Origin of the sequence: Alloscardovia macacae (assembly GCF_002259705.1) — a bacterium.
GTDB classification, from domain to species: domain Bacteria; phylum Actinomycetota; class Actinomycetes; order Actinomycetales; family Bifidobacteriaceae; genus Alloscardovia; species Alloscardovia macacae.
In genome coordinates this window covers 77,329-103,496 of record NZ_MWWT01000009.1, presented here as the reverse complement: position 1 = coordinate 103,496, position 26,168 = coordinate 77,329, and the positions used below count along the sequence as shown (strand labels likewise).

At 53.8% G+C, this 26,168-nt stretch carries 34 protein-coding genes, 1 other RNA gene and 1 pseudogene; 9 read left to right on the top strand and 27 right to left on the bottom strand.

All coding sequences use genetic code 11. The features are described from left to right. The first annotated feature begins 4 nt into the window (after positions 1 to 4). The 4 genes from ALMA_RS07330 to ALMA_RS07315 are packed head-to-tail and all read left to right on the top strand — an operon-like array spanning position 5 to position 2,884. Positions 5 to 760, top strand: a complete 756-nt coding sequence (locus tag ALMA_RS07330) for a Fic family protein (protein ID WP_094727112.1) — start codon at positions 5 to 7, stop codon at positions 758 to 760. 53 nt (positions 761 to 813) lie between these two features. Beyond that, on the top strand, positions 814 to 1,605 hold the full coding sequence (locus ALMA_RS07325; protein ID WP_094727110.1) for an SDR family NAD(P)-dependent oxidoreductase: 792 nt from the start codon (positions 814 to 816) through the stop codon (positions 1,603 to 1,605). 24 nt (positions 1,606 to 1,629) lie between these two features. Beyond that, the gene (locus tag ALMA_RS07320) at positions 1,630 to 2,643 is read left to right on the top strand and encodes an AraC family transcriptional regulator (RefSeq protein WP_094727108.1); all 1,014 of its coding nucleotides are present in this window, start codon (positions 1,630 to 1,632) and stop codon (positions 2,641 to 2,643) included. Next, positions 2,627 to 2,884, top strand: a complete 258-nt coding sequence (locus ALMA_RS07315) for a hypothetical protein (RefSeq protein ID WP_094727106.1) — start codon at positions 2,627 to 2,629, stop codon at positions 2,882 to 2,884. The genes ALMA_RS07320 and ALMA_RS07315 overlap by 17 nt, the downstream gene beginning before the upstream one ends. Here the strand turns inward: ALMA_RS07315 and ALMA_RS07310 are convergent. After that, positions 2,881 to 3,585 (bottom strand): Fic family protein, encoded by a 705-nt coding sequence (locus tag ALMA_RS07310; RefSeq protein ID WP_094727104.1) that lies wholly within the window; start codon positions 3,583 to 3,585, stop codon positions 2,881 to 2,883. The two genes, ALMA_RS07315 and ALMA_RS07310, sit on opposite strands and share 4 nt — an antisense overlap. Continuing rightward, a complete protein-coding gene (locus ALMA_RS07305; protein ID WP_094727103.1) occupies positions 3,585 to 4,400 on the bottom strand; it encodes a potassium channel family protein in 816 nt (271 codons plus the stop codon). The genes ALMA_RS07310 and ALMA_RS07305 overlap by 1 nt, the downstream gene beginning before the upstream one ends. A 118-nt stretch (positions 4,401 to 4,518) precedes the next feature. Here ALMA_RS07305 and dtd point away from each other — a divergent pair, with 118 nt between their 5' ends. The 5 genes and pseudogenes from dtd to ALMA_RS07280 all read left to right on the top strand — a co-directional run bounded on the left by dtd (position 4,519) and on the right by ALMA_RS07280 (position 8,432). After that, a complete protein-coding gene (gene dtd, locus ALMA_RS07300; RefSeq protein ID WP_094727101.1) occupies positions 4,519 to 5,034 on the top strand; it encodes a D-aminoacyl-tRNA deacylase in 516 nt (171 codons plus the stop codon). A gap of 150 nt (positions 5,035 to 5,184) precedes the next feature. Next, positions 5,185 to 5,871, top strand: a complete 687-nt coding sequence (locus ALMA_RS07295) for an NYN domain-containing protein (protein ID WP_094727099.1) — start codon at positions 5,185 to 5,187, stop codon at positions 5,869 to 5,871. Positions 5,872 to 6,133: 262 nt separating this feature from the next. After that, positions 6,134 to 6,534, top strand: a transfer-messenger RNA (tmRNA) gene (ssrA, locus tag ALMA_RS07290). A 222-nt stretch (positions 6,535 to 6,756) separates the two neighbouring features. Next, complete coding sequence (locus tag ALMA_RS07285; RefSeq protein ID WP_094727097.1) at positions 6,757 to 8,178, top strand: tyrosine-type recombinase/integrase; 1,422 nt, start codon at positions 6,757 to 6,759, stop codon at positions 8,176 to 8,178. Between the two features lie 71 nt (positions 8,179 to 8,249). Then, positions 8,250 to 8,432, top strand: a pseudogene (locus ALMA_RS07280) (hypothetical protein). Between the two features lie 171 nt (positions 8,433 to 8,603). On the opposite strand, the gene ALMA_RS07275 reads toward ALMA_RS07280, so the two are convergent. The 25 genes from ALMA_RS07275 to ALMA_RS07160 all read right to left on the bottom strand — a co-directional run bounded on the left by ALMA_RS07275 (position 8,604) and on the right by ALMA_RS07160 (position 26,161). Further along, on the bottom strand, positions 8,604 to 8,825 hold the full coding sequence (locus ALMA_RS07275) for a hypothetical protein (protein WP_094727095.1): 222 nt from the start codon (positions 8,823 to 8,825) through the stop codon (positions 8,604 to 8,606). Between the two features lie 10 nt (positions 8,826 to 8,835). Beyond that, on the bottom strand, positions 8,836 to 9,879 hold the full coding sequence (locus ALMA_RS07270) for a GH25 family lysozyme (protein ID WP_094727093.1): 1,044 nt from the start codon (positions 9,877 to 9,879) through the stop codon (positions 8,836 to 8,838). A gap of 15 nt (positions 9,880 to 9,894) precedes the next feature. Then, entirely contained in the window at positions 9,895 to 10,047 is a 153-nt protein-coding gene (locus tag ALMA_RS08160) for a hypothetical protein (protein WP_158520683.1), read from the bottom strand. Next, positions 10,037 to 10,519 (bottom strand): hypothetical protein, encoded by a 483-nt coding sequence (locus ALMA_RS07265; RefSeq protein WP_148140291.1) that lies wholly within the window; start codon positions 10,517 to 10,519, stop codon positions 10,037 to 10,039. Before ALMA_RS07265 ends, ALMA_RS08160 begins: the two co-directional genes overlap by 11 nt. Before the next feature lie 403 nt (positions 10,520 to 10,922). Continuing rightward, positions 10,923 to 11,729 carry a hypothetical protein gene (locus ALMA_RS07260; protein ID WP_094727089.1) on the bottom strand — a complete coding sequence of 269 codons (807 nt, stop codon included), beginning with the start codon at positions 11,727 to 11,729 and terminating at the stop codon, positions 10,923 to 10,925. Positions 11,730 to 11,733: 4 nt separating this feature from the next. Continuing rightward, the gene (locus ALMA_RS07255; RefSeq protein ID WP_148140290.1) at positions 11,734 to 12,021 is read right to left on the bottom strand and encodes a hypothetical protein; all 288 of its coding nucleotides are present in this window, start codon (positions 12,019 to 12,021) and stop codon (positions 11,734 to 11,736) included. Between the two features lies 1 nt (position 12,022). Next, positions 12,023 to 12,253, bottom strand: coding sequence for a hypothetical protein (locus ALMA_RS07250; RefSeq protein WP_094727085.1), 231 nt, complete (start codon positions 12,251 to 12,253; stop codon positions 12,023 to 12,025). 189 nt (positions 12,254 to 12,442) lie between these two features. Beyond that, positions 12,443 to 12,982, bottom strand: coding sequence for a hypothetical protein (locus ALMA_RS07245; protein ID WP_094727083.1), 540 nt, complete (start codon positions 12,980 to 12,982; stop codon positions 12,443 to 12,445). Beyond that, complete coding sequence (locus ALMA_RS07240) at positions 12,964 to 13,791, bottom strand: hypothetical protein (RefSeq protein ID WP_094727081.1); 828 nt, start codon at positions 13,789 to 13,791, stop codon at positions 12,964 to 12,966. The genes ALMA_RS07245 and ALMA_RS07240 overlap by 19 nt, the downstream gene beginning before the upstream one ends. Before the next feature lie 15 nt (positions 13,792 to 13,806). Next, positions 13,807 to 16,401, bottom strand: coding sequence for a phage tail protein (locus ALMA_RS07235; RefSeq protein WP_094727079.1), 2,595 nt, complete (start codon positions 16,399 to 16,401; stop codon positions 13,807 to 13,809). Continuing rightward, complete coding sequence (locus ALMA_RS07230; protein ID WP_094727077.1) at positions 16,394 to 16,765, bottom strand: hypothetical protein; 372 nt, start codon at positions 16,763 to 16,765, stop codon at positions 16,394 to 16,396. Before ALMA_RS07230 ends, ALMA_RS07235 begins: the two co-directional genes overlap by 8 nt. A gap of 50 nt (positions 16,766 to 16,815) precedes the next feature. Further along, entirely contained in the window at positions 16,816 to 17,136 is a 321-nt protein-coding gene (locus ALMA_RS07225; protein ID WP_094727075.1) for a hypothetical protein, read from the bottom strand. 80 nt (positions 17,137 to 17,216) lie between these two features. Further along, entirely contained in the window at positions 17,217 to 17,798 is a 582-nt protein-coding gene (locus tag ALMA_RS07220; protein ID WP_148140289.1) for a phage tail tube protein, read from the bottom strand. An 18-nt stretch (positions 17,799 to 17,816) separates the two neighbouring features. Then, positions 17,817 to 18,188: a hypothetical protein gene (locus ALMA_RS07215; RefSeq protein ID WP_094727071.1), complete on the bottom strand. Its 372-nt coding sequence runs from the start codon at positions 18,186 to 18,188 to the stop codon at positions 17,817 to 17,819. Then, positions 18,185 to 18,487, bottom strand: coding sequence for a hypothetical protein (locus ALMA_RS07210; RefSeq protein ID WP_094727069.1), 303 nt, complete (start codon positions 18,485 to 18,487; stop codon positions 18,185 to 18,187). The genes ALMA_RS07215 and ALMA_RS07210 overlap by 4 nt, the downstream gene beginning before the upstream one ends. Next, positions 18,480 to 18,815 (bottom strand): hypothetical protein, encoded by a 336-nt coding sequence (locus tag ALMA_RS07205; RefSeq protein ID WP_094727067.1) that lies wholly within the window; start codon positions 18,813 to 18,815, stop codon positions 18,480 to 18,482. The genes ALMA_RS07210 and ALMA_RS07205 overlap by 8 nt, the downstream gene beginning before the upstream one ends. A 10-nt stretch (positions 18,816 to 18,825) precedes the next feature. After that, positions 18,826 to 19,260 carry a Gp19/Gp15/Gp42 family protein gene (locus tag ALMA_RS07200; protein WP_094727065.1) on the bottom strand — a complete coding sequence of 145 codons (435 nt, stop codon included), beginning with the start codon at positions 19,258 to 19,260 and terminating at the stop codon, positions 18,826 to 18,828. Positions 19,261 to 19,269: 9 nt separating this feature from the next. Then, the gene (locus ALMA_RS07195) at positions 19,270 to 19,479 is read right to left on the bottom strand and encodes a hypothetical protein (RefSeq protein WP_148140288.1); all 210 of its coding nucleotides are present in this window, start codon (positions 19,477 to 19,479) and stop codon (positions 19,270 to 19,272) included. Between the two features lie 12 nt (positions 19,480 to 19,491). After that, a complete protein-coding gene (locus tag ALMA_RS07190) occupies positions 19,492 to 20,376 on the bottom strand; it encodes a phage major capsid protein (RefSeq protein WP_094727062.1) in 885 nt (294 codons plus the stop codon). 33 nt (positions 20,377 to 20,409) lie between these two features. Next, the gene (locus ALMA_RS07185) at positions 20,410 to 20,889 is read right to left on the bottom strand and encodes a hypothetical protein (protein WP_094727060.1); all 480 of its coding nucleotides are present in this window, start codon (positions 20,887 to 20,889) and stop codon (positions 20,410 to 20,412) included. Between the two features lie 225 nt (positions 20,890 to 21,114). After that, positions 21,115 to 22,509 carry a VG15 protein gene (locus tag ALMA_RS07180; RefSeq protein WP_094727058.1) on the bottom strand — a complete coding sequence of 465 codons (1,395 nt, stop codon included), beginning with the start codon at positions 22,507 to 22,509 and terminating at the stop codon, positions 21,115 to 21,117. After that, positions 22,484 to 23,911 (bottom strand): phage portal protein, encoded by a 1,428-nt coding sequence (locus ALMA_RS07175; RefSeq protein ID WP_094727056.1) that lies wholly within the window; start codon positions 23,909 to 23,911, stop codon positions 22,484 to 22,486. Before ALMA_RS07175 ends, ALMA_RS07180 begins: the two co-directional genes overlap by 26 nt. Continuing rightward, positions 23,905 to 25,347, bottom strand: coding sequence for a terminase (locus ALMA_RS07170; RefSeq protein ID WP_244568912.1), 1,443 nt, complete (start codon positions 25,345 to 25,347; stop codon positions 23,905 to 23,907). Before ALMA_RS07170 ends, ALMA_RS07175 begins: the two co-directional genes overlap by 7 nt. Further along, positions 25,344 to 25,760 carry a hypothetical protein gene (locus ALMA_RS07165; RefSeq protein ID WP_094727053.1) on the bottom strand — a complete coding sequence of 139 codons (417 nt, stop codon included), beginning with the start codon at positions 25,758 to 25,760 and terminating at the stop codon, positions 25,344 to 25,346. Before ALMA_RS07165 ends, ALMA_RS07170 begins: the two co-directional genes overlap by 4 nt. Positions 25,761 to 25,825: 65 nt before the next feature. Further along, positions 25,826 to 26,161 carry a hypothetical protein gene (locus ALMA_RS07160; protein ID WP_094727051.1) on the bottom strand — a complete coding sequence of 112 codons (336 nt, stop codon included), beginning with the start codon at positions 26,159 to 26,161 and terminating at the stop codon, positions 25,826 to 25,828. Between the last annotated feature and the right edge of the window lie 7 nt (positions 26,162 to 26,168).

Sequence of the window (26,168 nt, the reverse complement as noted above, 5' to 3'; positions counted from 1 at the left end):
AGCCGTGCTGACATACGCATGGAAGACGGGTATAGGCCTGCAGGACGTCGATGGCCTGCAGGTCTCCGTGTATCTGCGCGAGCTTGCGGAGAAGCAGAGCTCGGGGGAGCTGAGCTTTGGGGATGTCCGTATACGTCTCGACGAGTACTCTCACACGAGTGGAGATAATACGTATGAGGCAGACTGGGTGGCTCTGCATATCGCTGAGCGTCTTTCGGACGATGACTTCAGCCTTTCTACTGAGATGTTTCTGAATATCCATCGTGAGCTTTTTACTGGAGTCCGCGTGGATGCTGGTGCGCTGAGAGAGTATAACATCTCGAAAAAAGAATGGGTGCTTGGAGGCCAGTCTGTACGTTATGCTGCCGCTACTGAGCTGGCTGACATACTCGAATATGACATGCGCGAAGAGAAGTCGTTTTCCTATGCCGGTCTTACGCCGGAAAAGGTCGTGTCTCATCTGGCGCGTTTTACTGCGAACATCTGGCAGATACATCCGTTCGCGGAGGGGAATACGCGTACGACCGCGGTTTTCCTTATCCTCTATGCGCGCTCGCTCGGTTTTCGCGCGACGAATGATGCGTTTGCTCAGCATGCATGGTACTTTCGAAACGCTTTAGTTCGTGCCAATTTTTCTGATGTCTTCGCGGATGTGACCGAGACGAGAGAGTACCTCGAAAGTTTTTTGCAGGTCGCGCTACTCGGCGAGGAGAGGGAACTGACGCCACTTCTGGCACGAATGGATAGCGTGTCGGCATGAATTGATCACGTCATGGTCTGTAGTCTGAAGGCATACTCAGAAAGGAACAGACCATGGCTCAGACAGCTCTTCTTACAGGATCGTACGGCGGACTCGGCACGGTGCTCGCGCGCATTCACGCATCGCGCGGCGGAAACCTCATCCTCGTGGGCCGCAGCCAGGAGAAGCTCGACGCACAGGCAGCAGAACTCAGGCAGCAGTGCGGCGTCACCGTTCACACCATCGCCGCGGACCTCTCGCGTGCCGACGAGGTGGAGAAAGTCTATACGACCGTGAAGGCGAACGGGTGGAGCGTGGACTATCTCATGAATAACGCGGGCTTCGGCGGCCAGGGTGACTTTGCGTGCGAACGCAGCATGGAGCAGGACATGAGCATGATAGCCGTGAACATCGAAGCGCCGACTCGTCTAGCTAAGCTCTTCCTGCCGGACTTCATCGAGCGAGGACGTGGGAAAGTGCTGAATGTCTCGTCCACGGCAGCTACGATGCCAGGGCCGCTGCAGGCCGTGTACTATGCCACGAAGGCGTATCTGACCAGCTGGTCGAATGCGCTGTGGCGAGAACTGCAGGACACGGGCGTCACCGTGACAGCACTTATGCCGGGAGCTATGCAGACGGGCTTCGTGAATGCGGGAGGTCTCGCAGATACAGCGCTTTTTGCCCATGCGGTAAGCCCCGATGAAGTGGCGCTGGCAGGATATGAAGCGATGCTGCGTGGGGATCTGAATGTGACGGCAGGGCTTCCTGGATGGCAGAGGCCTATGATGGCACTCGCGTCTCTCTTCCCGAAGAAAGCCATGCTGGATTTCGTCTATAATCAGCAGGTAAGTGGGAGTGCGCACTAAGAAGTATGCTCTAGGAGGGAAGCCATGGATAGCTTTCGCATCGATGGACAGTACACGCAGGTTCTGAAAAAGCATGGAGTGAATGTGCGAGAGGCCTTGCGCCGCGTAGGGCTGCCGAAAGATACATTCGCGAAAAAGGATGTCTTCTTCTTTAGCACGGCGTATATGGAGTTCATGAACGAAGTGGGGCGGCAGGTCGGCTCTGTCCAAGGAGCTATCGATATGGCCACGTCCGAGGGGATAGAAGCCTTCTCTGCACCACTGTTCGCCGCATACTGCAGTGCGAATGGGCTTGAATGTCTCGACCGTCTCGCCCTGTATAAGCCTCTTCTCGGCCCCCTCGAAATGATGGTGGGCAGTGGGGATCTGCATGAGCCGAGCCAGACTGTGCGTGTGGATTACTGGATGGCGCATGGGGAAGCGCAGAGTGCATTTTTCACCATCTGTGAGTATGCCTTTCTCGTGGGGCTTCTGCGTAAAGCTACGGGAGAGCACATCTGTCCGGTGGAGCTCGTTCTTCAGGGTGATTTCGATGCAGCAGACTTCGAGGTAGTGGAGCGCTATTTCGGTGTGACGCCTACGGTCAGTGAGTGGGAGCTCCCGTCTATCACCTTCCGAGCGGACGACCTCGCCCTTCCTTTCCAGAGTGTGAATGACAGTATGTGGCAGTACTTCGAGCCAGAGCTCGCACGCCGCCTCGAGGAGATGACAGTGGATGATTCGGCGAGCGCTCGCGTGCGTGCGGCGCTCACTGAACTCCTGCCGGGGCACGCGGCCACGATAGACGATGTGGCGAGCGCTCTCGGACTGACGAAGAGAACTCTGCAGAGGCAGCTTTCTGACGAGGGGACGACTTTCCAGAAGCAGCTGAACAGCACGCGAGAAATGCTGGCTGTGCACTACATGGCGAATACGGATATGCCCGTGCGGGATGTGGCCTATCTGCTGGGATACCGCGAGCTGAACTCGTTCCGCCGCTCCTTCGCTCTGTGGACTGGCGTGAGCCCGTCCGAGTACAGGAGTGAGAAGCGCTCGTAGTGCGGTATGGTCGACCCCTCGTCGAGTCTCCACGAGACTACGAAAGTTTTTTGCAGGTCGTGCCGTAGGTAAGAAGGACATCTCGCGCATCTTTAACGCAGAAGCAGGACTCCTCGGGATCGCCTCTGGTCTGCTCGGTGTGGGCATCGGCCAGCTCGTCGCCACGAATCTGAATCTGAGCGGTTTTAGTGCGATCTTGAATGCGGTGGAGGCACTGCGCTCTATTCAGGAGAGGATTTAGTTCTCCGGTACCTCGAAGTACTTCATCAGTGCACGCACAGTATCCTGCCCGTCCGCACAGGTTTCACGCAGAAAACCTGGCTGGGTGGGATACTCGTGCAGGCCACGATAGTAGAAATGCTTTTTTGTATCGGCGATGAAAAAGGGAACGATGCCAGCGCGAAGGCATTCTTTAAAAGCGATGAGTCGGCCCACGCGGCCATTGCCATCCTGGAAAGGGTGGATACTTTCGAAGCGGTAGTGGAAGTCCACGATATCTTCGAAAGTAGGGGAGCTTAGGGCGGTATACTCAGTGAGAAGCGTGTGCATATGTGCAGGCACGTCCTTCGGGTCGCTCGTCATAGTCATGCCGATGACGTTTCGGCGGGTTTTGTAGACACCAGAATCCTCCTGTCCCATTTTGAGCAGGGAATGGAGGTGGAGGATGTATTCGTCAGTGAGGGACTCCTCGGCGGTATCGATGCAGTACGTCACAGCTCGAGCGTGACCACAGGTCTCGAGCACATCACTCACGCGGACAGGTTCTGATGCCTGGACGACACCTCGAGTGAGGATGCCTCGTACGGTATCTGCATCGAGCAGGCTTCCTTCTATTCTGTTCGAATGATAGGTCATCTGATAGAGCAGGGATTCATAGAGCCCACCGGAGGTGTGCTCACGCTTTTGAGAGCGAAGTGTGTGAAGAAGAGGATGAATTGACATCAGGAAGCATCCTCTTTCGGAACGTTTATATGCTGTAGCGCCATCTGCGCGCTCTGCGTAGCCGGCGCGGACACGTCATTCGACTCGTCATCGTCGGACTCGTTCAGAATAATCATGAGGTCGGCCGTGAGAATCGAGGACGGAAGCGCGATGACCGCGATGCCGAGGATGGACGACAGCATGGTAAAGAGGCGCCCCACGACCGTCACCGGGTAGATGTCCCCGTAGCCCACGGTAGTCAGCGATACCGTGGCCCAGTACAGCGCGTCGAAGAACGATTTAAACGTCTGCGGCTCGACGTTAAAGACGACGAGCGCGGAGACGAAAATGTATCCCACGGCGATGCAGAAAATGATGGCAAACGGCTCGCGCTGCTTTTTCAGCGCCGTGACGATAAGATCGACCGAACGACGGCGGCGGATATTACGAAAAATCATGAGCCCGCGCACGATGCGTAGCAGACGAACGAGGCGGAAAATGCGCAAACCGTGGTTCAGTGGGAAGAATCCAGGCAGAATGGACAGCAGGTCGATGATGGCGATGGGCCGTAGCGGGTAGAGTAGGAAACAGAGGAAGCGGTTTCTATGCGAGCACTCGGCATGCGAAAAGTCCGCGCACAGCCAGTGCAGCACGTAATCCACGACGAAGATAAATGTGGCCAGTCCATCCAGCCAGTGCATCCAGTCCGGCGCCTCGCCCGACAGCATCAGCGGAATGAGGCTCGCGGCGATGACCACGAGCATGACCTTATCATACGAGGAGACGTCCTGGTCTGCGTCCGGTTCTATGAAGAACCACAGCTCTTTTCGATTCATAGAGATATTCTACCGCGGAATGCGGGCGGGTGATGACACGTGCGGGTGCTGACGTGGGGCGGGCGATGTGTGCGCGCGATGCGAGGCGGCTATGCGGGATGTGCGCTAGACTGGGCGTATGCGAGTATTACTTCAGAAGGTGTCGTCCGCGTCTGTGCGCGTGGAGGCGGAGGGCGCGCTGCCGGAGAGCGTGGGGTTTAACGCGCGACCGGAGACTGAGCGGTCGATAGGCGCGGGGCTCGTGCTGTTCGTGGGCGTGCAGGACGCGGATGACGAGGCGGACGTGCGCTGGATGGCGAAGAAGGTCGCGCAGATGCGTATTTTCGCGGATTCTGGGGACACGGATGGCGCTGGTAAGGCGGGGCGGATGAACCGGAGCGTTCTGGATGTGGGCGGGAGCGTTCTGTCTGTATCTCAATTCACCCTCTATGCGAATATCCGCCGCGGAAACCGACCGAGTTTTGTGGAGGCGGGGGAGCCGGGACATGCTCGAGAGGTATGGGAAATGTTCGGGCGAGTGCTTCGAGACGAGTATGGGCTGCGGGTAGTCTCCGGCGTCTTCGGAGCGCATATGGATGTGGCTCTGGTGAACGACGGGCCGGTGACTATCTGGCTGGATAGCGCGGCGAGGTAGGGGGTGTGTCGTATGGGACGCGCCTAGTTTGCGTATCTTCCAGTATATTATTTATAATAATTGTGTAATAAACTCTCGAAAGTAGACCTCTCACCATAAGAGAAGTGCCGGAATCGGGAGTTTTGCGTATCTAACAAAGGTGTGGATGTTATGAGTATGGCTATTCTCGTAGATGGCGGCTACTACAGAAAAAGGGTAGCAAGCGTCTATGGTGTAGAAACTCCTCGAGAGACAGCAGATAGGCTGTATAATTACTGTTTTCGGCATCTTAAAGAAAAGATAGATGGAAAGGATGTACGAAATGATTTGTATAGAATATTTTATTATGATTGCCCGCCTATCGATAAGATAGTCTATCATCCGGGGACGCACAAGCAAGTAGATTTTAGTCGTACAGACACAAAGCAGTGGGCGGAAGAATTCTATGATGTGCTTGCGCATAAGCGTAAGGTGGCATTACGTTTTGGAGAAATTAATGAAAGTTCCATACACTTTCAGCTCAAGGATAGATCACTGAGGAAAGTGCTTGATGGGAAGCTTGCTGTTTCTGATGTACAAGAAACGGACTTTACTCTGTCGATGCAGCAAAAAGGAGTGGACATGCGTATCGGCTTAGATATAGCTTCCCTTTCCTTTAAAAAGCAGGTGAACAGTATAGTTCTTATAGCGGGGGATAGTGATTTTGTTCCTGCTGCGAAGCTAGCGCGGCGTGAGGGGATAGACTTCGTTTTGGATTCTTTGGGTAGACCTATTAAAGAAAATCTATCTCTCCATATAGATGGGTTGAGGACATGTGATTCTCAGTTCTCGTCGCGTCCAGATAAAAAAGTGAAGTAAAGCAAAGTTACGGGTAAGAGCCGCGGAACTTACCCGAACTGGTATGAACGGCGGCTCATATATAAGTATACCACGAGGATGGAAGCAACGTGGTAGTGATGCGTTTTTTAATGAAGCAGCTGGAAAATACCATTTAAGCGTGATAGCGGTACTTTCCCTTTCAGAGAATTTTAGGATAGACACGGCACGCCCGGATTTTTCGTGTATACTAGACAGAGCATACTCGGATGACGATGTATGTGAGCGTTTTATAAATGCATAAGGGGTCGATCGGTTTCGACGGTGATTTGTTCGCTGTAGAGAAGCGTGCCGAGAACGCGGGGGTCCACTCGTAAACGTGCCACCCGTAAAAAATAAGTGCTAAATCTAATCGCACTGAGTTTGCACTCGCTGCCTAAGCTTCGCGCTAGGATAAACCAGCAGAGTTTCGCACTCCGTTCACTCTCTCATGTCTTTGGGGAGATGCTGAGCGTCGTTTAAAAGACTTGCCTTAGGCTTTGAGTTTCAGGGAGCTTGAGGGACTTTTACTGCGACTATTCCTGCAAACCGTGGTTTGCGACGATGTTTGAGGAAGAAAAACTGCCATCCGGCCAGCAAACTACGCACGTAGAAGGCTAGAGGTACGGTCATCGGACCCGGGTTCAATTCCCGGCGGCTCCACTTACAAGGCTTTCAGGCTACGGCTTGAAAGCCTTTTTTCATGCCGAAAACGTTGAAAACACTAGGGTTTCAGGCAGTACTCGACGGAGAGTGCTCAACGCGAAATAATACGGTATAATGGGGCCAACGGCGTTATGAACGGCGTTATGGACGGCGTTGGTCACGCGTAACGTCGTTAACCAACGCCGTTGCGACGCCGTTCATGCCGCGACGAAAGGAATAGCAATGGTTGTACGACGAAATTTCGGGCAAATAAAGCCAGTAAAACGATCCTATGGAGCCGCTCTCGAAGCACGCTATCAGACGCCTATAGAAGCACTGCGCGAAAATCCTAGCCTGCCACGTCAATTCACCAAGACGCTGCCTGCTGAATATCGAGAAGAACTCGAGGTATGGCTCGCCCAAGCCAAGAAGGAAATAGAACTCGGCGTATGGCAGCCGCCAACGAAAATAGGGCGCGACACCATTGACGCAGGCGCTCTCACCTTTACTGAGCTTGCAGCAGACTACATGGAGAACGCGCGCAAACCAAACGGCGAAAAATTGGAAGAAACAACGCAGTCTCACAAAGAAGGACGCCTCCGCAACTACCTCATACCAACCTTCGGCTCACGCAGCGTACGATCCATCACCACCGCAGACGTGCAACGCTGGTACGAGAACTTCGACTGCGACGAACAAACCGGACGAAACACCGTCGCGCGCTCGCACGCATACAAGCTCCTGCACGCTATCTTCAATTACGCGATGCACAAGGAACTGAACGAAGCAGGAGCGACGCTTATTACGCGTAACCCGTGTACGCTGAAAATCTCGAAGCCGCGCACGAGACATGAAGCACTCGCCATCTCCGTCCCGCAGATTAAAGACATCTATAGTCTCATGGCGCCACACTTGCGCATAGGAGCTATACTGGCCGGCGCGTGTGGACTGAGAGAAGGCGAAATCTGTGCTCTGACGCGTGCAGACGTAGACCTCGAGCGTATGCGCGTGAACGTGGATAAAAGCCTCAAAAGCATTAACCGAAAAGGGGAGAAGCGCAAGCTCGAAGTCGGTAAGACGAAAACAAGCTCCTCTATACGTAAAGTACCTATCCCAGAGTGGACGCGCGACTACTTCGAAGAGCATATGCGTACACAAATGAAGTCTGGGAAAGCGGATGAGCTGATACTGCATGGAGCTACACCGCGGCACTTCATCGCACCGCAGCAGCTGCGCCGAAGCTTCGAATCAGCCACAGCCCACTTCCCTGAGCTCAAAGACATGCACTTTCATGATTTGCGCCATACTGCCCTCACGCATTACGGTGAGGCTGGAGCGAGCATAGCGGAACTCATGGAGGTGGCGGGGCATTCGGATGTGAAGACGGTGGCGGTTTATCAGAATGTGAGTACGCAGCAGCGAGCGCGGACGGCTCGGGCTTTGAATGAGCGTGCGACGGGTGGTGTGAGTGTGGCGGCTGCTGTGGCGCCGGCGTCTGGTGGAGTGGATTCCGGTGAGCGTGACCCTCTGGTGGATGTGTTGGCGTCGTTGCCGGTGGAGTCTCAGGCTCAGGTGTTAAGGGCTGTGGATAAGGGGCGTCAGGCTCGGGTGATTAGTCAGTTACGGCCGGCTGAGCAGGTGGCGCTTTTGCCTTTGCTGCTGTAGGGTATCGGCGTGGCCACAGTAGCCTTCATCCTCCTCGGACAAAGGAGCAAGAAGTGAGTACCATACACTACATGAGTCTGGCTGACATAGCGCGTCAGTTCGGCATCACACAGGGAGCATTAAGCACGCTCAACCTGCCCTAGCCTGACGCCATCGTCGGCCGGTCACGCGGCTGGCTTCCTGAAACGATAGACGCGTGGCAGGCCTCGCGGCCAGGTCACGGCGGACGACCGAGGAAAAGCGGCGATAAGTAAACGATGCAGCGCACGCGATTAAATAAACTACGCGTGCTCTTATCGTTGAAAACATTAGCGTGAGAGCATGTTCAGAGCCTTCTTAACATGCGAATCGTGCTACGGGATTAAATAAAAAAGTGCGGGCAGTTATTAGACAAAAACTAATAACTGCCCGCTATTTACATCCGCTTACTTGTTCGAGAGGCGGACTGGGTTATACGCTACGCCGAAGCCTGCAGTCAGCATGCCCGCAGCCGTCGAGATAAAACCGCCCACGTCCGGAGCGCCAAACGTCAGGCAGCCAAGGCCGACGACGGAGGCTACGAGGCCGAGCACGTAGATGACCGTGCGGATCTGCTCATTGAAAACCGGAGTGTAGTCTGTGGTTTCATTTTTAGCATGTTCTGCCATTTTCTTCTCCTTACTTGATGGTTATACGCTGGCCAGCGTAGATGAGATTTGGATTATTCAGACCGTTAATCTGCGCGAGATGCTGCCAGTTCGTGCCGTATTTCGCGGCGATGCTGCTGAGCGTTTCGCCGCGAGAGACGGTATGTATAGTGTGCTGTGCAGCGCCGTTGATAGCGTTACGTACTTCTTCTGCACGCTCGCCCAGAACGTTCGTTCGACGGTCGCCATTACCATACTTGCCAGCCCACGTCTCAGCCACAAGCTCGTCTACGCTCGCGGTAGCGATGTGATTAATAAGACCCTGCACTTCCTCCGCTCGTGCTCCGAGCTTCTGAGCGCGCTCCGGATTATTCCCGTACTCGCCACGACGCACGGCGATGACCAAATCTACCACATCACCCTCAAGCACAGGAGCCACAGGAGCAGGCACTGGCGCTGGCTGCGTATTCTGCGGATTCGCTATCTTCTGCCACGCGTCCACGCCACCGTAGAACTTATTCAGGTCGAGGTTACCACCATAGCCCGGCAGCCGCCCCGTTGACGCGTACTGGCGCTTCGCACACGCGTAAGCCCCCTCGTTCCACGGAGTATCCTGATAGCCGGTCGTGTGTTTCGTGTCTGCGTACTGAGCAACCCACGTCGCGCAATTATACTCGCGCGCCACATCCCACGGGAAGCCAGACGCCCCCGCATACAGAAGCGGAGGAATGCCCGTGCGTTTGATGACCTGTGCGATGACGCGACGCAGGTAATCAGTATTACCCCACGCATCATTATCGCCTCGTTCCCAGTCCACAGCGAGCACGCCATGACCAATCCAATTCTGGATGTTGTCAATGAAGAAGTCTGCCTCGCGTTCCGCATTACCCCCGCCCACATACATGTAGACGCCGAATGGGCGGCCGAGTGAGCGCGCCTGCTCCACCTGACGCGCAGCATCAGGAGAAATATACGACGCCCCCTGCGTGACCTTGACCATGACGAAATCGGCGGGCACGACCGCGAGGTTAATACCATTCTGCCAATTACTGATATCTATACCTTGAAGAGCCATCTATGCTCCTTTCTATTAAAAAGCCCCGCCGGCGGCGAGGTAAAAAACAATAAGCGCAGCAAGAGCCACATATTTTATAAAGAGCAACACTGCCAGTAATAGCAGCGCGGATACGAGTCCCGCACCAGCAATCACAGTAAGCGCGCCAAAAACGTGCTTAATTTTCATCCTTCTCCTCTTTATCGTCGAGCGGACGCGTGTAATCCCAATTATTCTTCGTCAGGCGCAACTTATAACGCTCTTCGAGCCACTCGGCACGCACGTGACCGAGACCATTCCCGCCGAGCTCGATATACTTCTGGGCGACCTCGAGAAGCTCCTCATGCTCAACACGACTACGAGGATGAGCAAAGAGACGAGCACGAAGCTGACTCAGATACATGTCATCGACCGTCTCCTGCAGCGTATCTATCCGCTCCGCATGCTCAGATATCGCATGATAGTCTCTGTCGAGCTTCGCCTTCACCTCACTCATCGTCGGCGTATTCTCGAGCACATGGTCAAGTGCCTCACGGTTCGTCAGGTCTATCTTCTCCGTCCGCTCCTCACTGCGTCGGTCAGCACGCTCCAGCCAGAGCTTAATCACCGCCGACCCGGCGATGATGAGGCTAATTACTATAAACGTGAGAGCAATAACCATGGGGTCAGTACCCTCTGGGAATTCAATCTGTGGATACAAAATAAGCGCGCCTCCTCCCTCGCGCAAAAATACATAATCTTAATTCTCGGCTCTCTACGTGGAAGTCCGTCTCGTGGAGGCCTCCGTACGCGAGTGGCAGCATCCAGCTTTCTCGCGTCGGTAGTATGGTCTTTGCGAATGGTAACGTCAAGTTCACAGGCTCAGGCATGCAGAACTATAGTCGAGCAAGCGAGACCATACCCGCCGGCTATCGGCCGATTAGCGGTAATACGCCTATTCACTTCCTGAATGTTGGCTTCGCATGCCTGCTCGGCACGGCGGGCGATATTACAATGCTGGGCGACCCGAAAAGTGGGTATTCGAGTGCGCAGGGCGCATGGGTCACGAACGACGCGATGCCAGCTTAAGCGGTAATCCACGAGCCGAAGACCTGCAGGTAGCGCGACCCGTTGATAGTGCCGTTTACTTCTATCTGCCCCAGCGAGTTGACCATCATGCTCGCTGAAACGCCCGTGTTATCACTCATGAGGAGCACTCCCTGCGAGGCCGGACGATACCCGTCAGGCACGCGTTCCGAGCTAGCAGTAAAGTGCGCGTTCGAGCCCGTCGAGGTAGTCAGTACCTGCTGTGAGACGGTTACTATCTTGCCGATTTTGTAAAAGGTTACGTTACGATCCATATACGGTAGTCGAGTGCTCGTGGTTTGTGCTGCAGCATCGAGCCGAGAATTAAGATTACGTAAACTAGGCAGCACTTCCGCCGTGCTCTTCACGCTCGGCGTGAGTCCACTCCAGTGAATCACAGCGAACACCATGTATGATTCCGTCGGAGAATTCAGCAGCGACGTTGTGATAGGTGGTACGCCTACGCCACGGTTAATCTGCCCTCGGATGATGACGATGTTCGCGTTCTCGACTCCGGTTCGCGTATCTCGCGCATAGTGGAAGCAGATGAGGTCGTCGCGCGTGGAGCCAGACTGGACACCGTTTCCTATGCTCATCTGTTCCTGCGCGGTGATACGCATATAGTGTCCGTTCCACATCCAGTCTCCCACAGGTAGACTGACCGTGCTCGCTGAGAGGAGAGATGGCGTCCAGTTTTCTGTGAGTAGATACTGGCCGTCTCCCATGATCTGCGCGTTCAAGTGTGCTTCGTCGTCGCTGGTGACGTGGGCGACGTTCTGGCGTGCGGTAACGAGGTGTGTACTCATCTAGTTATTCCTCCGTTTCTGGAATATGTGTAGGGCGTATATCTTCCGCGTGTTTGCCTGCTTCGATGCGTATGTTTCCCATGAACGTATCGAAGATAGTGTCAGCGGCTGCGAGTGTCTGCACGTACTTGTCTGCGCAGTCAGGGCAGAGTAGTACGTCGCTCGTGGTTTGGTTAGCGCGCGTAAAACTATATGTACGCCACCGTCCTGCCTGCGAGGATGTCTCGTCGAGCACTTCTGTTTTTCCATCCCTGTCGCATTTATACATGCACAGGTTGCGTGTGATTGGCATGTTATTTCACTTCCACTTCTAGCGTTTTAACGCCTTTGCTGATCTTGATAATAAGTTTGCTGATGCGCGCACTGACGGTCATTCCCGTGGGCAGATCTGTCAGCGTGAATGTGCAGTCGAGCGGATAGTCACCGTCGGGCTGTTTAATCTCGATGGATTGCAGTTCGCTGATGATTTTTTGGAGTTGTTCCACGGCGGTGTCTGTGATTTTGTCTGCGCCGATGGTGTTCATCTCGTAGGTTTGCGTATAGCCTTCCTGCCATCCGCTCGGCTTGCTTGTGACGATCTGTGTACCCGTCCAGTAAGCATGCCCGACGGCTCGTGCGGTAAGCTCTCCCTCTCCGAGTGCGATGATGTGTGTGGTGAACCTCGTGGTTTTCTTCGCCTCGTAGTGGATGTTTTCGCTGCTGATTGTTGTGGTTTACAGTGGTGTGAAGCTCAGTTCGATGTGGTTGTCGTCAGCGAGGTCGAGTTGGACGCGCATGGTGAGGCTTTTGGCGAGTTTGCGTAGTCCGTTCCAGACGCTCGTGTATCGGTCGAATTGGAAGCTGATGGAGCGTGCTGGAACGTTTTTTATGCGTACGAGACTGCTGAGCTGGGTTCGTGAGAGGAGCGTGTTTAGCCCGCTGGTGAGGTTTCCGTTTATCGTGTAGTATGCTTGCCCTGCTGGTGGTTCGATAATGCGTTTATCGAGTACGCCTTGAATGCTTGTGCCTGCGAGAACGATAGTATAGTTTCCGTCTTTATACGTGGAGTCTATAGTATCGACGAAGCCGGCGACGTCCGATGCATCGTTCAATTTAAACGCTGTCACGCGAGTCGGCTCCACGCTCGAACTCGTGAAGGAGAGTTCGAAGTCATTCTCCTCATCCCCGTACGCGTAGTCGAGTGTGAAGCTGTCTGTCTGTGCGAAGGCTTCGCGGTTCGACCCCTGGTAGAGGGTTATGACTGGTACGCCCATAATGGTCCTCCGCTTGTCTCGTGTACGGTGATGTCGAAGTTAAATCCGCGATTCCATGCGACGGTAGAGACTCCTGAGCCTAACCGGTGGAAGATGTTGCTACCTGTTTCGCGTTTGGCTTTTGCGAACACGTTTGTGGCCATGCCGTCCGCATCATAGAGTGTGACCGTGTGCGTCAACCCGTCCACTTTGAGGACGCCATTTGAGGGGACAGTGACGTTCACCGCGTACACGTTATCGCCGATAGTAATACTCGGGTTGACTGTCTGACCGTAAATAGTTAGGCTAATGTCTGCTCCTGAGAGCGTGTCCACGGTGATGTCTGTCGCATAATCGAAAGTCTTAGCGTAGTCGTGGGAGAAGTTATACGGGTAGTCGAGATCTCCTCGCGTATCGACGGGTATATAGCTTGTCGTGAAGTTCACAGCCGTATCGCGATGCCAAACGCCAGCGAGGAGGACAGCTTTCAGCTTCACGCTCACGAGTGTAGGCGTAATCTTATCCGCCTCACTGTCCACGATATACGCGGACTGATACCAGTCATCAATGCGGAGGCGACCCGGCGTGCCTGCTTCCACATCACGAGCGAACACGCTAAGCACATCATCAAGATACGCAAAATCCGTCGTTGTCAGTGAGAATGATGCCTCATAGGCGATGCGGCTCACTCCTGTAATATCACGCGTGCCAAGCGTATACGCGAATTGGCTACCGCGCAGACTCGAGGCAGTACCCGCCGAAGCGAGCACGCCATCGAGATTATATTCTCGCTGCGTGCTCGCAGAAAAGTACGCTAGCCTATTAAGCATAAGCTAAATTCCTTTCTATAGTGTGGTGGCTAAGCGCTTGAAATCGCGCTTTGACATATTCGTCTCCTGGCCATCCTCAATCTTCGGCAGATGCTCCTCCAGCAGTCCGATAAGACGCGCCAGCTGAGCCTGTTGAGACAGGCGACTATCCGTCATACTCACGTCATAACGGCCACTGAGAGCGCCGATAGGGTTGAGGTTATCCGTATAGTCGAAGCTCGTCTGGAACTTCGCGCCACTGACACGATCTGTCAGAGCACTCATGGCGTCATCGACGAGAGGAGCGGCGTTTTTGATGCCCTGCGCGAGGCCTGCAGGAATCCAGCGGCCTATCTCATCGCGCATAACGCGAGACGGCGAGTGAATACCCAGGAGCCCCTTAATTGTGTCTGGTATCCAGCTGGCCAGTGTATTAATCACATTCTTCACGCCGTTAAACGCGTTTTTGATGCCGTTGGTCAGGCCATCGATAATGTTCTTACCGATACTCACGAGCCAGTTTCCAGCGCCAGAGAAGACACTCATGATAATGTTTTTCACGTTACCGAGGACGTTACCGATGCCATTGACGCTATTGCGCAGGATACTCGTGAGTCCGTTCCACATGGTCGTGAACACTTGCGTGAGTGCTTGCCACGCCTGCTGCCATTTACCGCGGAATACATTCGCAAAGAACGTGAACACACTCGTCAACGCATCCAGTACCGTATGGAACACTATCTGAATGTTCTGCCACATGGTCGTAAAGACCGTCACGAGAATATTCCACAATCCCGTAAACACAGCCGTGAACACGGCGCCCACAGCCTGGAATGTAGCCACGAGAACATTCCATATCGTCGTAAAAACGATAACGATGTTATTCCATGCGGTCGTGAAAATCGTCGTCAGCACGTTCCACAATGCCGTAGCCCAGCCCACGACAAACGCTGCTATCACTCCCAGCACCCCCATAACAAAGTTCGTCACAGGAGAAAAGAACGACTGAATAGCCGAAATGATACTGAGAAGGAAGTTTGCGATACCAGACATCATGCCCGTTATAAGCGATACGAAAGCACTCACCATATCAGCAAACGCACTCACTACTGGTGTAAAAGTCGCTATAATCGCGTTCACGATAGAAGCGATAAACGCTCCCACCTGAGCAAAAACGCTCATAACGACATTCCATCCAGCAGAAGCAGCCTGAATGAACGCATTAAACCCGTTCTGGATAGCCGTCCACGTGTCCGACAAGAAGTTCATAAAGTTCTGCCAGATAGTGCGGCCCAGCTCCGTCTGCGTGAAGAACCACGTCAGGCCGGCTACGAGGGCAATAATGGCTACGATAATCGCCGTGACGGGATTTATCGCCATGATAGCGTTAAACGCTGCCTGAGCGACGCTCGCTAAACGCACGGCCACTTCATACGCTGTCAGTGCTATTTTTACGGCGATGAAGCCTGCTGCCATGGACTGGACTATAGGCCCTATGGTCTGCCCGTTGTCCATGATCCATTGGAGAGCTTCGGCGACTTTTTTAATCGCGTTTGCTGCGGTTTCTGGAGGTATGAGTTTAGCCCAGTCGATGACCTGCTGCGCAGCTTTGGCGAGTGCCGCAACGACCTGGTCCCATGCTTGCGTGAACGTGGTCAGTGACCCGTTTTTATCGAGTTCAGTCCACAGGCCGATGAGATACTCTTTGACTTTCTGGACTGCTCCGGCTACAGCATCGCCCCATCCGCCGAACTGGGCAGAGAAGCTGTTAATAGCAACGGAGATGTTCTCTACGCCGATGGCTTCGATGACTTTCTGGACGGCTTTCGCTACGCGGTTTTGCACGTTTTCCATGGCCGTGCCGATACCCTGTGTAGCGCTCCGTGCCTGAGTTTCGAAGTTTGCGAAGCCGTCGATTCCTTCAGCGTTGAGCTTGACGAGGGTATTATTAAAGTCTTCGAAGGAGACTTTTCCCTTCTTCATGGCCTGATACAGGTCGTTACTGTTCTTTCCTGCGCCGAGTAAGGCTACGGCCATCTGGTTGAGCTGCATCGGCATAGCAGACTGGACGCTTCGCCATGCCTGCATATCGACTTTACCGACAGCCAGCATCTGCGTGTACTGCATGAGCGCGTTCGACTGTTCGACGGTGGATTTACCGCCAGCAAGCAGAGCGTTATTCAGTGCGAGGCTAATGTTTGTAGCTTCGTCCAGATTCGAGGTTAATGGCGCTAACTGCTGAACCATGCCCGCTATCGCACTCGACGAGGTAGGCAAGCCGTCCAGGCTGCTACTGATTTTCTTAATCGCAGCGGCTGCCTGTTCAGACGAGTAGCCCATGTTCGCCATAATTTTCGGGAAGTTGTTCATCATGTCAGCGCGTGAGATAGCGCTGCCGATACTTCCCGAGATGACGCTCATAGCGCGCTGCGTGACAGCGGCTGCAGCGCCGATGATAGCACCCGATGCACGAAGACCCCCAGCGAAGTGTGCGCCTGCCTGTCCGCCTGCTTCTTTTGCTGGCGCGGTAGATTTACCAGCGAAAGCTTTACGGATAGCCGCGCCAACGCCACTCATGGTAGGAACTATCTGCAGGTAGGCTGTAGCGATTCTCGTTCCCTTTTTAGCCATCGGTATCCTCCTGTCCAGTCAAATACGTGTGAGCAGTCGTGAAGTCTTCCACGCTCATAGTTAATACTGTGCGCCCTTCACTCGTTACTGCCTGTCGAGCCTCGCTTCGAGGAGAGGTGCCAGGGCGGGGGAGTGGTTCCGGTCTGCTTCCGCGCGACTTCGGGTCACTGAGCCCGTACATGAGAGCGTTCATCTGGTCGATAAGTGTAGCCATCATGTACGTTTCTACTGTCCATGCGGCAGGCGTATCCATTTCCATCCAGAGAATAGATCCTGCAGGGAGCCCCGCAGCAAGGTCAGCGAGAATCCGTATCCCATAGTCGCGTATCGTGTCCTCGTCTAACCGCACGCCGTAGGCGCGCATGAAATCCACTATCAGTGCGCGCCTATGCGTGTGCCACGCGTAGCAGAACGCTAGAAATTTGGGCTCATCTGCTCCATAGCCGACGCGAGAAAATCACTCATCTTACGAATAGACACGCGCCCGTCAACCTGCGCGAGCTTCTTGACTTTCTCATACTCGGTATCGTCATTAAAAATGAGCTTGACGATACGAATAGTCGCGGCAGGGTTCTGCGCTTCGAGCTGCTCATAACTTTCCAGCAGTTCATAATCGTCGAGCGCATCCTCATTCACATAAATAGGGTGGCCGTCGAGAATGACCGTGCCACGCGCTGGCTTATAATCCTGAGGAACACCAGTATGACGTTTGCGGCGTCGATAATTACGAGACATAATTCTCCTTTCAGATACAAGGAGAGGGGCGCGACACTTCCGCCAGCCACACCCCTCTCACGCATACAAGTCAAACAGACCTAGGCTGCTTCACCCGACTTCTTACCGATATACTCCACGCTCGTCGCATTATTAATCGCAGTAGACGGGCTAAACTCGAACGTCACCTCGTGGCCGAGTTCTTCGCTCGAAGCGCGCTTAATATCACCCACCTCCGTCATCAAAGCCGACGGAGCTACGATACGGTCGAGAGACCCATCCGAGAGAATAGTATCGATAACAAGCACCAGTGGCGTCGATGTAGGCATCGCATGATAAATCGTCGTCCCCGCACCACTCGTCGATACATTCGCCGCACCATAACGCAGCTCATTTGCCTCGCTACGCAGATACTCCATCAGAGTAAACGTGCAGCCTTCCGAATACGACGTCAGCTCCGTCTTAATCGTGCGACCACCCATCTCCTGCATAGACGAAGACTCCGTCTTCACCTTCCACGAGATACCATCCTTACCTATGAACCCCGCATTCTTAAAAACAGAACCCAGAGCCTCACTCGCCGACTTCGGCAGAGGAGTACCAGCAGGCGCAAAGAAAACCGTCCCCGTCACCTGCGTCTTTGAATATGACGCGTTCTTCGCATCATTAGAAGTAAGAGCCATCATAAGCCCCTTTCATTGTTAATAGTTAAATGATTCCACACTCACAGTGACCGTATAGCGTGGGTAATGCTCATCCAGAAGCGGATTCGAATAAATACTCAAAATACCCACGTCAATCACACGCGGCACCAGATCATACATATCCGACAAAATATCCGCCACCTCGTACGCCACACGCTCACATGCTTTCAGACTCGACGCATACACATCAATCGCAAACGTCGCCGACTGACTAAACCGACTTACACTCGCACCAGCCTGCTCAACCACAATCAACTTCGTGCTCGCTTCGTCGAGTGTGGAGAATGATTCGGGTACGAGCCATGTGACTTTATAGCCATCAGGTGCTCGTTCGCGCAGATACGCGGTAATATCCTCATGCAGAGTCACTCGTCACCTCCTTCTCCCGCTCCGAGAGCCTTCAGCAGCGTATGATTCTGCGAGTTATCCATCTGATTCGCCCGGAAAGTACCCCGAGGTGCTGCCGTCGAGACGAGAGCTATACTCGAGTGCTCGGTGTCTCTAGCAGGAACCGTGCGATAGTTCACCTTGCGCCCGTTTTTATGCCCCATCTCGTCAGCACGCGTTTTGACATCATCAGCGAGCTCATCGAGTATAGCTTTTACTTCGTCGCTTTGACGAATAGCCATGTATCCGTCGAAGTCCCATTTAAATACAATGTCATCCATGGTGACTCCTTAACAGAACACGCACATACCAAGCAGTAGGATGCGCATCCACGAGAGCAGGCTGAGGGTCACCGAGAACCTCATATGTCACGCCTCGTATGATCATGCGCGCACCTTTCAGGCTCTCATAATCCCATGTGCGGGGCATGAGTGCTTTACGGTCAGCTTGCACACCATACAGATCTCGTGAACTCGTCTCATCCGTATACGAGGGTGACGTGACAAGCACATTCTCCACCGCGACCGGCTTAGAGTAGCGTGTGACGCGCTCGCCTTCCTCGTTCTCCTCGCTGGTCGCATACTGGATGCTTACCGTTATTCCACGCATGTGCGCCTCCTTAGAGTAGAACGTGGTGGGCTCTCTGTTTGCCTACGCCGAGCAGTTTCAGCTCGCGAGGAAGCAAACGCAGCCCACCTATAGGCTGACTAAAACCGTAGGATTGGCTGAATCCGTCCACACTCGTCGTCGCCGATGTAGCCCCATCCGGGATATCCATCGCATGCTCTTGAACGAAGACTCTGGCGACCATGGCACACGCGATATCCGAAAGGATGCCTGGTTCGGCGTCTTCCGCGTCGAGATGACGTGGAGCACTCAGCGCGATAATGCGCGTAGCCTGTTCCAAGAGTTTCGCAGCTTTCTTTTCTTCGCTACGCTCTAACGCGTACACGAGTCTCAAATCGCCCAGGGTAGCGAACCCGTGTGGCTCGCTATAGTCTTCACCATCAGGAGCGGTCGTGTCTGTCTCGTCGAGGTAGTCCTCGTCGCTCATCGCGCCTCCTTACTTGGCTGGTGGTTTCATCACCCCGGCGGATACGAGCGCATCGCGCAGTGTTTTCATCGTCAGATTCTTATCCTCGATATAATCCACTGGGCGTATGCCACCCGTATAGGGTGTCCCGTCGGGGTTAATGAGCTGGACGGGAGCGTCCCTGTGTGAGCGCGACCCGTCCGATTCCATGACCACGAGGCGCTGAATGATGTCACTCATTGCGCCTCCCATTTATGCGGACTTGAGTACTGCGAAGGCCTTAGGGTCGAGTACCGTATAGGCGAGGGTGGCTTCGGTACGGTAGGCGAGCTGACCCGTGTTCTTCAGGTCTACGCCGGTGCCGTCTGGGTCGCCGTATTCGATGATTTCAGCCGAGAGGTCGCGTACCATGCCCCAACGAATCAGGTTGAAGTCGCCTGCGAAAGCGAGAACCTTAGTCGGCTCGGTGGCGCGTACGCCCGATACGGTAGCGGAAGTGGCTGCAGTGATACCTTCTACGGATGTCGTGTTCAGGCTCAGTGGGATTTCTGGGAAGTAGCGTCCGCCGGTTGCTGCTACGCGAAGCTTACGCAGCTGGTTAGCGAACGTCTTAGCCATAGCCAGGCCGTTGACATCGTAGGTCTCGTTGATAGCGGAGACGAGGTTGTCGAAGTTATCGAGTGCATCCTTACCGGCCGTCACCTGTGTAGCCGTCTCCGACAGCTTCTTATATCCGGCATCGAGAGCAGCGCCAGTCTTCGGGTTAATAGCGTGGTAGACGACGTAGTCCAGGGCGCGGCCGAGAGCGGCAGCCTGGTCTTCCTGAATGCGCTTGATGATTTCCAGCTGGTCGTCCTCGTCAGCCCACTTGAGCTCGTTCGTCACGCGCGTGGTGGTCTGAATCTTCACGCGCTTAGCAGTTACGGACGTCAGAGACTGCTCGTATGCAGCCTTCTTCGCGCCCTCAGCGACCACTTCCGCTTCGGAAGCGCCATCGAAAACGAGGACAGTATCATCCGCAAACAGCTGAGGAACGCGAGGGCTCAGAGCCGCGATAGTAGAGGAATCCTTAATCTTTGTCGTAATAGCTGCCGCCACAGAACGTGGCAGAGTAATACCTGGAGTAGAAAGTGCCATAACAGTATCCTTTCAATGGCAATGATGTGTTATTTACTTATGGAACAGGTCTGAGAGGAACGCGCGCTCATCCTTATTCTTCGACTGGTGCGACGGCGTGCCTGTCTGGTCAGTCACCGGAAGAGACGGGAGAGACTTCGCCCACGCGCCCAGACGAGACGCATAGTCGCGCATCGCATCTTCGTCGCCATCGGGCAGAAGCTCAGCAGGCACATTCACCTCGCCGCTTACGCGCTCTTTGAGTTCACGCATCGCAGTACGCGCGTTCATATCATCGAGCTGCTTTTGCAAATTATCTGCACGCTCAGCCTTTTCTGCCAGCTGGCTCTGAAGCTTTTCCAGCTCGCCAGCCGCATCCTTATTCGCTTTCGCGCGCTTCTCCCACTCGCGAGAATGCTTCAAAGTCTCTTCATACTTCGCCTTATAGTCCACCTCAGGAGCAGATTCCGCCTGTTCAGGCTGAACCTCACTCTGCTCAGTGTCTACTGGCTTCGTTTCATTTTCTGTATCCATCTCAGTCCTTTCCGAGAAGATTTATTAATTATTTTTCATAATTCAGGCCACCCAGCTATGCAGCTAGCCAGCTTCGTGCCCGTGGTAGGAATCGAACCTACAGTGCAAGAAAGGAGATAAGCATAGAGGAAACTTGCACTCGCCCTATACAACACGAGCTAGAATGTGATATACTAAAAGCAAGGTAGCAACTTTCATACCTCATTCTTTCGGTAAGTCGGATTGCTACCTTATTCGTATCATTTGTTTATCTTTGTTTAATATATATATTTTGCCCCGCTTGAAGCGCTGAGATCTGCGAATAATATTCGTTAGCGCGTCGTCTGTCATGTTTTCCTGATTTTTGGAATTATCTATAACGCATATTCGCGCATCGCGTTTCTTAGAGACATTTTTTAAATGCCCATCAATAGTGTTTTTACCATGGGCATTTTCCAGTGTTTTTAATTCAATCCCGCTGATTAAATCTGCTAGGCCTTTCGGTGTATCACCTATAACCTCCCAATCCTGTTTGAAAATTGGGACTACTCCCAGCTCGCCAAGTCGTGTCGCTGTTCGTAGTTCAGCCGGGTGAACATTTTTCTGTACTTCTTCACTCGTGTAGCTCACAGGAATAGCTTTTCCATCGTAGAGCCAGTCGCGTGAGCGTGTGCGCATTTCCGCGAGGATGATATCTCGCTTCCACTGGCTGTATGTTTTCCACTTCTGGTTCTCCTTTTTCAGGTCTTTTTGCTTTTCCAGCTCGGTCTCCACGTATTGCTCGTAGAGTGATTCCGTGGTGAGATACTGGACTGTAGTGGTGCACTGCTCGTAGCGTTCCTTCATTCCTTCAGGATCATAATGTGTGAGGTTTTGCTTATTCCATGAGGGGATGACGCTGCAGTGGTCGTGAGCGTGGTAGGTGTGGAATTCTCCGCCCGCGCTCTCGCTCGTATGGTAGACGAAGCCGCGTCCGGCCAGCATGATGCAGAACTCGCAGGCAGGGCCATGCGGTACGCGCGCGTAGCGTGGCTGAGACGGGTCCGTCTCGGTGAGGCGTGTCATGTGGAGACGGTCAGCATTATAGAGAAGCTCGTGTGCGAGGTCTTCCCATGGGCCGTAGTCCATCGTGTTCGGGTCGAGTGGGAATTTACGATAGCCAAGGTCCCACACGTCATCCATAGTCTTACCAGCAGCGTTATTGCCCGTAATGACATCTCGATAGCGTAGACCGTTGTAGTCTGTGTGAGCGAAGCCTCCGACGGTTTTCCACATCGCACGGTTAGCGTCTGTGTCTGGAACTTTCACATACTTCGGCAGTGTAACGCCACCATCTTCAGCGCTCATCGTACGAATTTTGAAATAGTAGTCTTCGGTTATTTTCTTTTGCTTGGCTACGAGTTCTTCCATGGCTGGGCGGAACTGTTCGAGCTCGTTATTTGAGACGATGCCGGATACTATGCCACTCGCGTCATTGAGCAGGTTATTCATTTTCTGCTGATATTCCGCGTAGGCTTCATCTTGTTTCGCTCGGAAGTCTTTCGCGGGAATGTTGAGCGTGAGGATGTTATCCGGCTCGTCTGCTTGTATATTCGCGTGCTCTGGGGTGGCGTGTTTAGTTTGGTTTCTCCTCACTGTCATTCACGTTCCCCCTTTGCTGGTCTATACGCGCGTTGAGCTGGTCCACATAGGCTTGTGCGCGCTGTTCGCGCTGGTCGTAGCGTAGCTGCTGAATCTCATCCAAGCTCAAGCCTGCTTTACGTAAACCTACGATGGAATCAGCGAAGCTCGCGTTTACAGACGCGATTTTTGCGAAATAGTCAGCGCGCGCCGCATCAGACACTTCGCGCGTTGGCGCCCACATAGCCTGCAGGCCACGCAGGTCGGCTTGCGCGTTCAGATTCTTCGAACGCAGCATAGCGGCCATGGTTATCGCTTCTGTCAGTGCCTTACCGAAAGCGATGTTCTGACGGTTCGCGGTACGAGTCAGCCACGATTCGGAAGCAGCGAGAGCCTCCGCGCTCGTCGGGTTGCTCATACGCACGCCAAGCGTTTCCGGACTCAAATCAGTAACCGCGGAGACTTGCATGACGATGGTCTCGAGCATGCTCCCGTGTGGCGTCATGCTAGCCTGCTGGACTTGCTGCATGGTGGGCACGAGGCCATCCTGGTCTCGAGACAGCGAATTGATAGAGTTAATAGCTATCTTCCACGAGTCCATGTCTACCGCGTCCGCATCAAGGCCGAGGAACCAGAGCTGCGGGTACGAGTAGAACTCTGCCGTAGACTCCATGCGTACCATGGTGCGGAAAGCCATATCTGTGAGGTTCATGAGCACGCGACTAATGCGGGAATGGCCGAAAGGCCTATCCATCTGCGCGTCGTAGACGAATGGTACCACGCATGGGCGGTCTATATGCGTCTCCTGCCGTGTAGCCGTCCACGCGCCGTCCACGCGCCTGCACTCATAGTTATAGCCGGGCAGCCACGCGGTAAACGCGGTAATGTTCCCGTTCTTATCGTCTCCCGTGATGGTGAGCGCGGCAGCGATACGCCGGCGCGCTCTATCCCAGATAGCGCTACTCCAGTCAGCAGAGCGTGGCATGAGCATCACCTGTCCACTCGACTTATCCTCGTAGATAGTCAGAAAGGAGCACGAATGCGTGTACGCACTCGTAATCGCCTGAGATACGTCCACGCGAAGATTATTCGAATCTACGAGATCCTGCACGCCATACGGGTCATTATCCGGTATGAGAAAACCCTCAAACACGCTTTTATCAGCGAGTGCGCGTACGCTTTTTTCTGCCCATCCGATGGTAGCTTGTGCGCGTTGCGCTATCTGTGGCGGTATGGAGACTTTGAGGTCGTTGAAGCGTTCTTGCGCGTTGTAGTAGGCGCTACGTAAGAGGTTGCGTGGATATTTGTCACGCCAGACGGTGAAAAGTTCGTTAATAGTGTCCATATCATCGTCAGGAATATCTTTGATACGGCCTACGTGTGAGCTGAGGCTCAGGGTGTCGTTTCCTGTGGTGATTACCATGCGTGTATCCTCTGCTTTCTGCTTGGGTCGCGCCTGCTGGTTTTCGCGAGCCAGTAGGCGAGTGCGCAGGCTTCGAGTATGCTCACGTCTATGCTCAGGTCTGAGGATTGGTAGGCGTGTCCGGAGCCGAGTTTGCGCTGTTTCGCGTGGGCTACAGCATCATTAATCTGCTGTTGGTTGAAGTGAGTGAGTGTGTGTTCGTTGATAGCGTTTTCGAACATGCTGACTGCTGCTATCATGTCGGCGGCTTTCGGTTCGCGGATGATGCGTGCGGGAACGCCGTTATCGTGGAGTTGGTCCTTGAGTGTAGCGCTTCCCGCTGTCCCATCGATGACTATACCGATACTGTCATTCCACCGTTGGGTGAGCCATTCGGCCAGCCAGCTTGTCCCACGGCGTAGGGTTCGCCATTCGACGAATTCAACGTGGATGGGCTGTCCTGCGCCCTTTTTGCTTTGTACGCAGGCGACGAGGCTGACTCGGCTACCGTCGGGCGCGAACTTGACCGCATAGCCGACGTTCCCACTAGCTTGAGGGTTATCAGTGGCGCATTCGTTCCACGCTTCTACGTCCATATCGGTAGCCGTGTGCGTGATGGACTCCCAGAAGCCGAGTCGTTCGCGAGCGAAGCCCTCATCGCTAAATTTCGTGACTTCAGACTCTACGCTCTTGACCAGGAGACGGCCGCCGAGAGCGGGATTCGTCTCATACCAGCGTGTCTGGTCGTGAATGTCGCCGACTTTATCCACACTCCACTCCACCCAGCACAGATCTGTAGGCGGAGTGTCTGAATGCGCTTTCCGGTGCAAGCGTTCGAACACGGTACCCTGTGACGTAGGCGGGGTAGGAGTGCCCATATATACGCTGATAGCCTGCCCGTGAGGAGCAGAAGCAGACGCTGGCGTGATAGCTTCCATCTGCTCATCCGTCAGCTCCTGTGCTTCATCGTAGACGATAACGTCCACGGTGAAGCCTCGACCACCATTCTTCGTGCGAGCGATAAACTCGATACTCGCCCCGTTCGTCAAGATAATGGCTTCCTGGCCGTTCGTGCGGCGAATAGCCGACACCATGGCAGCAAGGTCGGGATAATGGTCAGGGTCTTCGAAAAACTTACACATGCGCAGAAAATGCTTACGGCACGTCTTCACCTCATGTGCCGTATGCAGCACATTGAGTCCCATAACGGTCGTCAGATAGAGTTCTACCGCTTCCACGACACCGTTCTTACCATTCTGGCGGGGTACACTGATAGCCCAGTCAGCACACATCCACATACCCATATCATCGATACGCAGCCACTGGTCAGCCACCAGTTCCTGCCATTCATCTAACGGCATACCATACGCGGCAGAAAGGTCTGCCACATCACTACCGAAACTATCCACCGCCACGCGTGGAGCGAGAAGAAACGTCGGAGACTGCCTACCCATCATGATGCAATAGCCCTCCTCGCACTACGAAGCTCCACTATCTTACCCTCACGCCGCTTACGCGCACGCTCAAAAGCAGGCACAACAGTATGCGAACCAGTATCCTCACGCCGCACCAGCAGAGGCTTCTCCGCATGATAGAGCCGCTTCTCAATCGCACGAATCTCCGCACTAGCCTGCTTCATCACGCCTATCTGAGGTAGCGCCTTCACATCACCCACCTCATTCATATACGACACATGAATACCATCATCAGCCGTAATATCACGCATACACTGATCTTGAATCTCATACCAGTAAATCAGCGTACAAATCACAGGCGCAGCCTCAGCAGACACCTCACAGCCAGCCGTAATAGCATCCCAACGCGCACGCTTCGATGGGTCAGACGCCACTAGCTCAGGAACATCAACCATTGTGCGTAACCTCCCGGGCAATAGAAAAGCCACCCCGAAAGGTGGCTTAACACATATAGCGATGACTAGTCCTCGAAATCATCCTCGTCATCATCGATAGTAAAAGGAATGATAGGTTTATCTTCGCCTTCCCATTTTTCCTCTTCTTCGTCGGCAAGAATATCCACGCCTTCAGTCTTGAGAATAAAATCACGATAAGCCTGATACGCAGGAGTAACTTCTCCATCAAGGAGCCTATCTTCATCATCGCATGTAATCTTCATGAAGAGCTGATAACGCTCAAATGATTTCCGAGCAATCTCTGGAGCAGCGTCAGTAAGAACATCCTCGCCATTCTCGTTAGTTGTAAACCACTCCTGCTTCTGTCTCCAGTAAAATGCTTTTCTATCTGGTAACATCATGATACTT

Excerpts from the sequence above, each read along its gene's own strand:
- ALMA_RS07325 (WP_094727110.1), top strand. The coding sequence starts at position 814 with ATGGCTCAGACAGCTCTTCTTACAGGATCGTACGGCGGACTCGGCACG.
- ALMA_RS07320 (WP_094727108.1), top strand. The coding sequence starts at position 1,630 with ATGGATAGCTTTCGCATCGATGGACAGTACACGCAGGTTCTGAAAAAG.
- ALMA_RS07310 (WP_094727104.1), bottom strand. The coding sequence starts at position 3,585 with ATGTCAATTCATCCTCTTCTTCACACACTTCGCTCTCAAAAGCGTGAG.
- ALMA_RS07305 (WP_094727103.1), bottom strand. The coding sequence starts at position 4,400 with ATGAATCGAAAAGAGCTGTGGTTCTTCATAGAACCGGACGCAGACCAG.
- dtd (WP_094727101.1), top strand. The coding sequence starts at position 4,519 with ATGCGAGTATTACTTCAGAAGGTGTCGTCCGCGTCTGTGCGCGTGGAG.
- ALMA_RS07295 (WP_094727099.1), top strand. The coding sequence starts at position 5,185 with ATGAGTATGGCTATTCTCGTAGATGGCGGCTACTACAGAAAAAGGGTA.
- ALMA_RS07285 (WP_094727097.1), top strand. The coding sequence starts at position 6,757 with ATGGTTGTACGACGAAATTTCGGGCAAATAAAGCCAGTAAAACGATCC.
- ALMA_RS07275 (WP_094727095.1), bottom strand. The coding sequence starts at position 8,825 with ATGGCAGAACATGCTAAAAATGAAACCACAGACTACACTCCGGTTTTC.
- ALMA_RS07270 (WP_094727093.1), bottom strand. The coding sequence starts at position 9,879 with ATGGCTCTTCAAGGTATAGATATCAGTAATTGGCAGAATGGTATTAAC.
- ALMA_RS08160 (WP_158520683.1), bottom strand. The coding sequence starts at position 10,047 with ATGAAAATTAAGCACGTTTTTGGCGCGCTTACTGTGATTGCTGGTGCG.
- ALMA_RS07265 (WP_148140291.1), bottom strand. The coding sequence starts at position 10,519 with ATGGTTATTGCTCTCACGTTTATAGTAATTAGCCTCATCATCGCCGGG.
- ALMA_RS07260 (WP_094727089.1), bottom strand. The coding sequence starts at position 11,729 with ATGAGTACACACCTCGTTACCGCACGCCAGAACGTCGCCCACGTCACC.
- ALMA_RS07255 (WP_148140290.1), bottom strand. The coding sequence starts at position 12,021 with ATGCCAATCACACGCAACCTGTGCATGTATAAATGCGACAGGGATGGA.
- ALMA_RS07250 (WP_094727085.1), bottom strand. The coding sequence starts at position 12,253 with ATGAACACCATCGGCGCAGACAAAATCACAGACACCGCCGTGGAACAA.
- ALMA_RS07245 (WP_094727083.1), bottom strand. The coding sequence starts at position 12,982 with ATGGGCGTACCAGTCATAACCCTCTACCAGGGGTCGAACCGCGAAGCC.
- ALMA_RS07240 (WP_094727081.1), bottom strand. The coding sequence starts at position 13,791 with ATGCTTAATAGGCTAGCGTACTTTTCTGCGAGCACGCAGCGAGAATAT.
- ALMA_RS07235 (WP_094727079.1), bottom strand. The coding sequence starts at position 16,401 with ATGGCTAAAAAGGGAACGAGAATCGCTACAGCCTACCTGCAGATAGTT.
- ALMA_RS07230 (WP_094727077.1), bottom strand. The coding sequence starts at position 16,765 with ATGCGCGCCTACGGCGTGCGGTTAGACGAGGACACGATACGCGACTAT.
- ALMA_RS07225 (WP_094727075.1), bottom strand. The coding sequence starts at position 17,136 with ATGTCTCGTAATTATCGACGCCGCAAACGTCATACTGGTGTTCCTCAG.
- ALMA_RS07220 (WP_148140289.1), bottom strand. The coding sequence starts at position 17,798 with ATGGCTCTTACTTCTAATGATGCGAAGAACGCGTCATATTCAAAGACG.
- ALMA_RS07210 (WP_094727069.1), bottom strand. The coding sequence starts at position 18,487 with ATGGATGACATTGTATTTAAATGGGACTTCGACGGATACATGGCTATT.
- ALMA_RS07205 (WP_094727067.1), bottom strand. The coding sequence starts at position 18,815 with ATGCGTGGAATAACGGTAAGCATCCAGTATGCGACCAGCGAGGAGAAC.
- ALMA_RS07200 (WP_094727065.1), bottom strand. The coding sequence starts at position 19,260 with ATGAGCGACGAGGACTACCTCGACGAGACAGACACGACCGCTCCTGAT.
- ALMA_RS07195 (WP_148140288.1), bottom strand. The coding sequence starts at position 19,479 with ATGAGTGACATCATTCAGCGCCTCGTGGTCATGGAATCGGACGGGTCG.
- ALMA_RS07190 (WP_094727062.1), bottom strand. The coding sequence starts at position 20,376 with ATGGCACTTTCTACTCCAGGTATTACTCTGCCACGTTCTGTGGCGGCA.
- ALMA_RS07185 (WP_094727060.1), bottom strand. The coding sequence starts at position 20,889 with ATGGATACAGAAAATGAAACGAAGCCAGTAGACACTGAGCAGAGTGAG.
- ALMA_RS07180 (WP_094727058.1), bottom strand. The coding sequence starts at position 22,509 with ATGACAGTGAGGAGAAACCAAACTAAACACGCCACCCCAGAGCACGCG.
- ALMA_RS07175 (WP_094727056.1), bottom strand. The coding sequence starts at position 23,911 with ATGGTAATCACCACAGGAAACGACACCCTGAGCCTCAGCTCACACGTA.
- ALMA_RS07170 (WP_244568912.1), bottom strand. The coding sequence starts at position 25,347 with ATGATGGGTAGGCAGTCTCCGACGTTTCTTCTCGCTCCACGCGTGGCG.
- ALMA_RS07165 (WP_094727053.1), bottom strand. The coding sequence starts at position 25,760 with ATGGTTGATGTTCCTGAGCTAGTGGCGTCTGACCCATCGAAGCGTGCG.
- ALMA_RS07160 (WP_094727051.1), bottom strand. The coding sequence starts at position 26,161 with ATGATGTTACCAGATAGAAAAGCATTTTACTGGAGACAGAAGCAGGAG.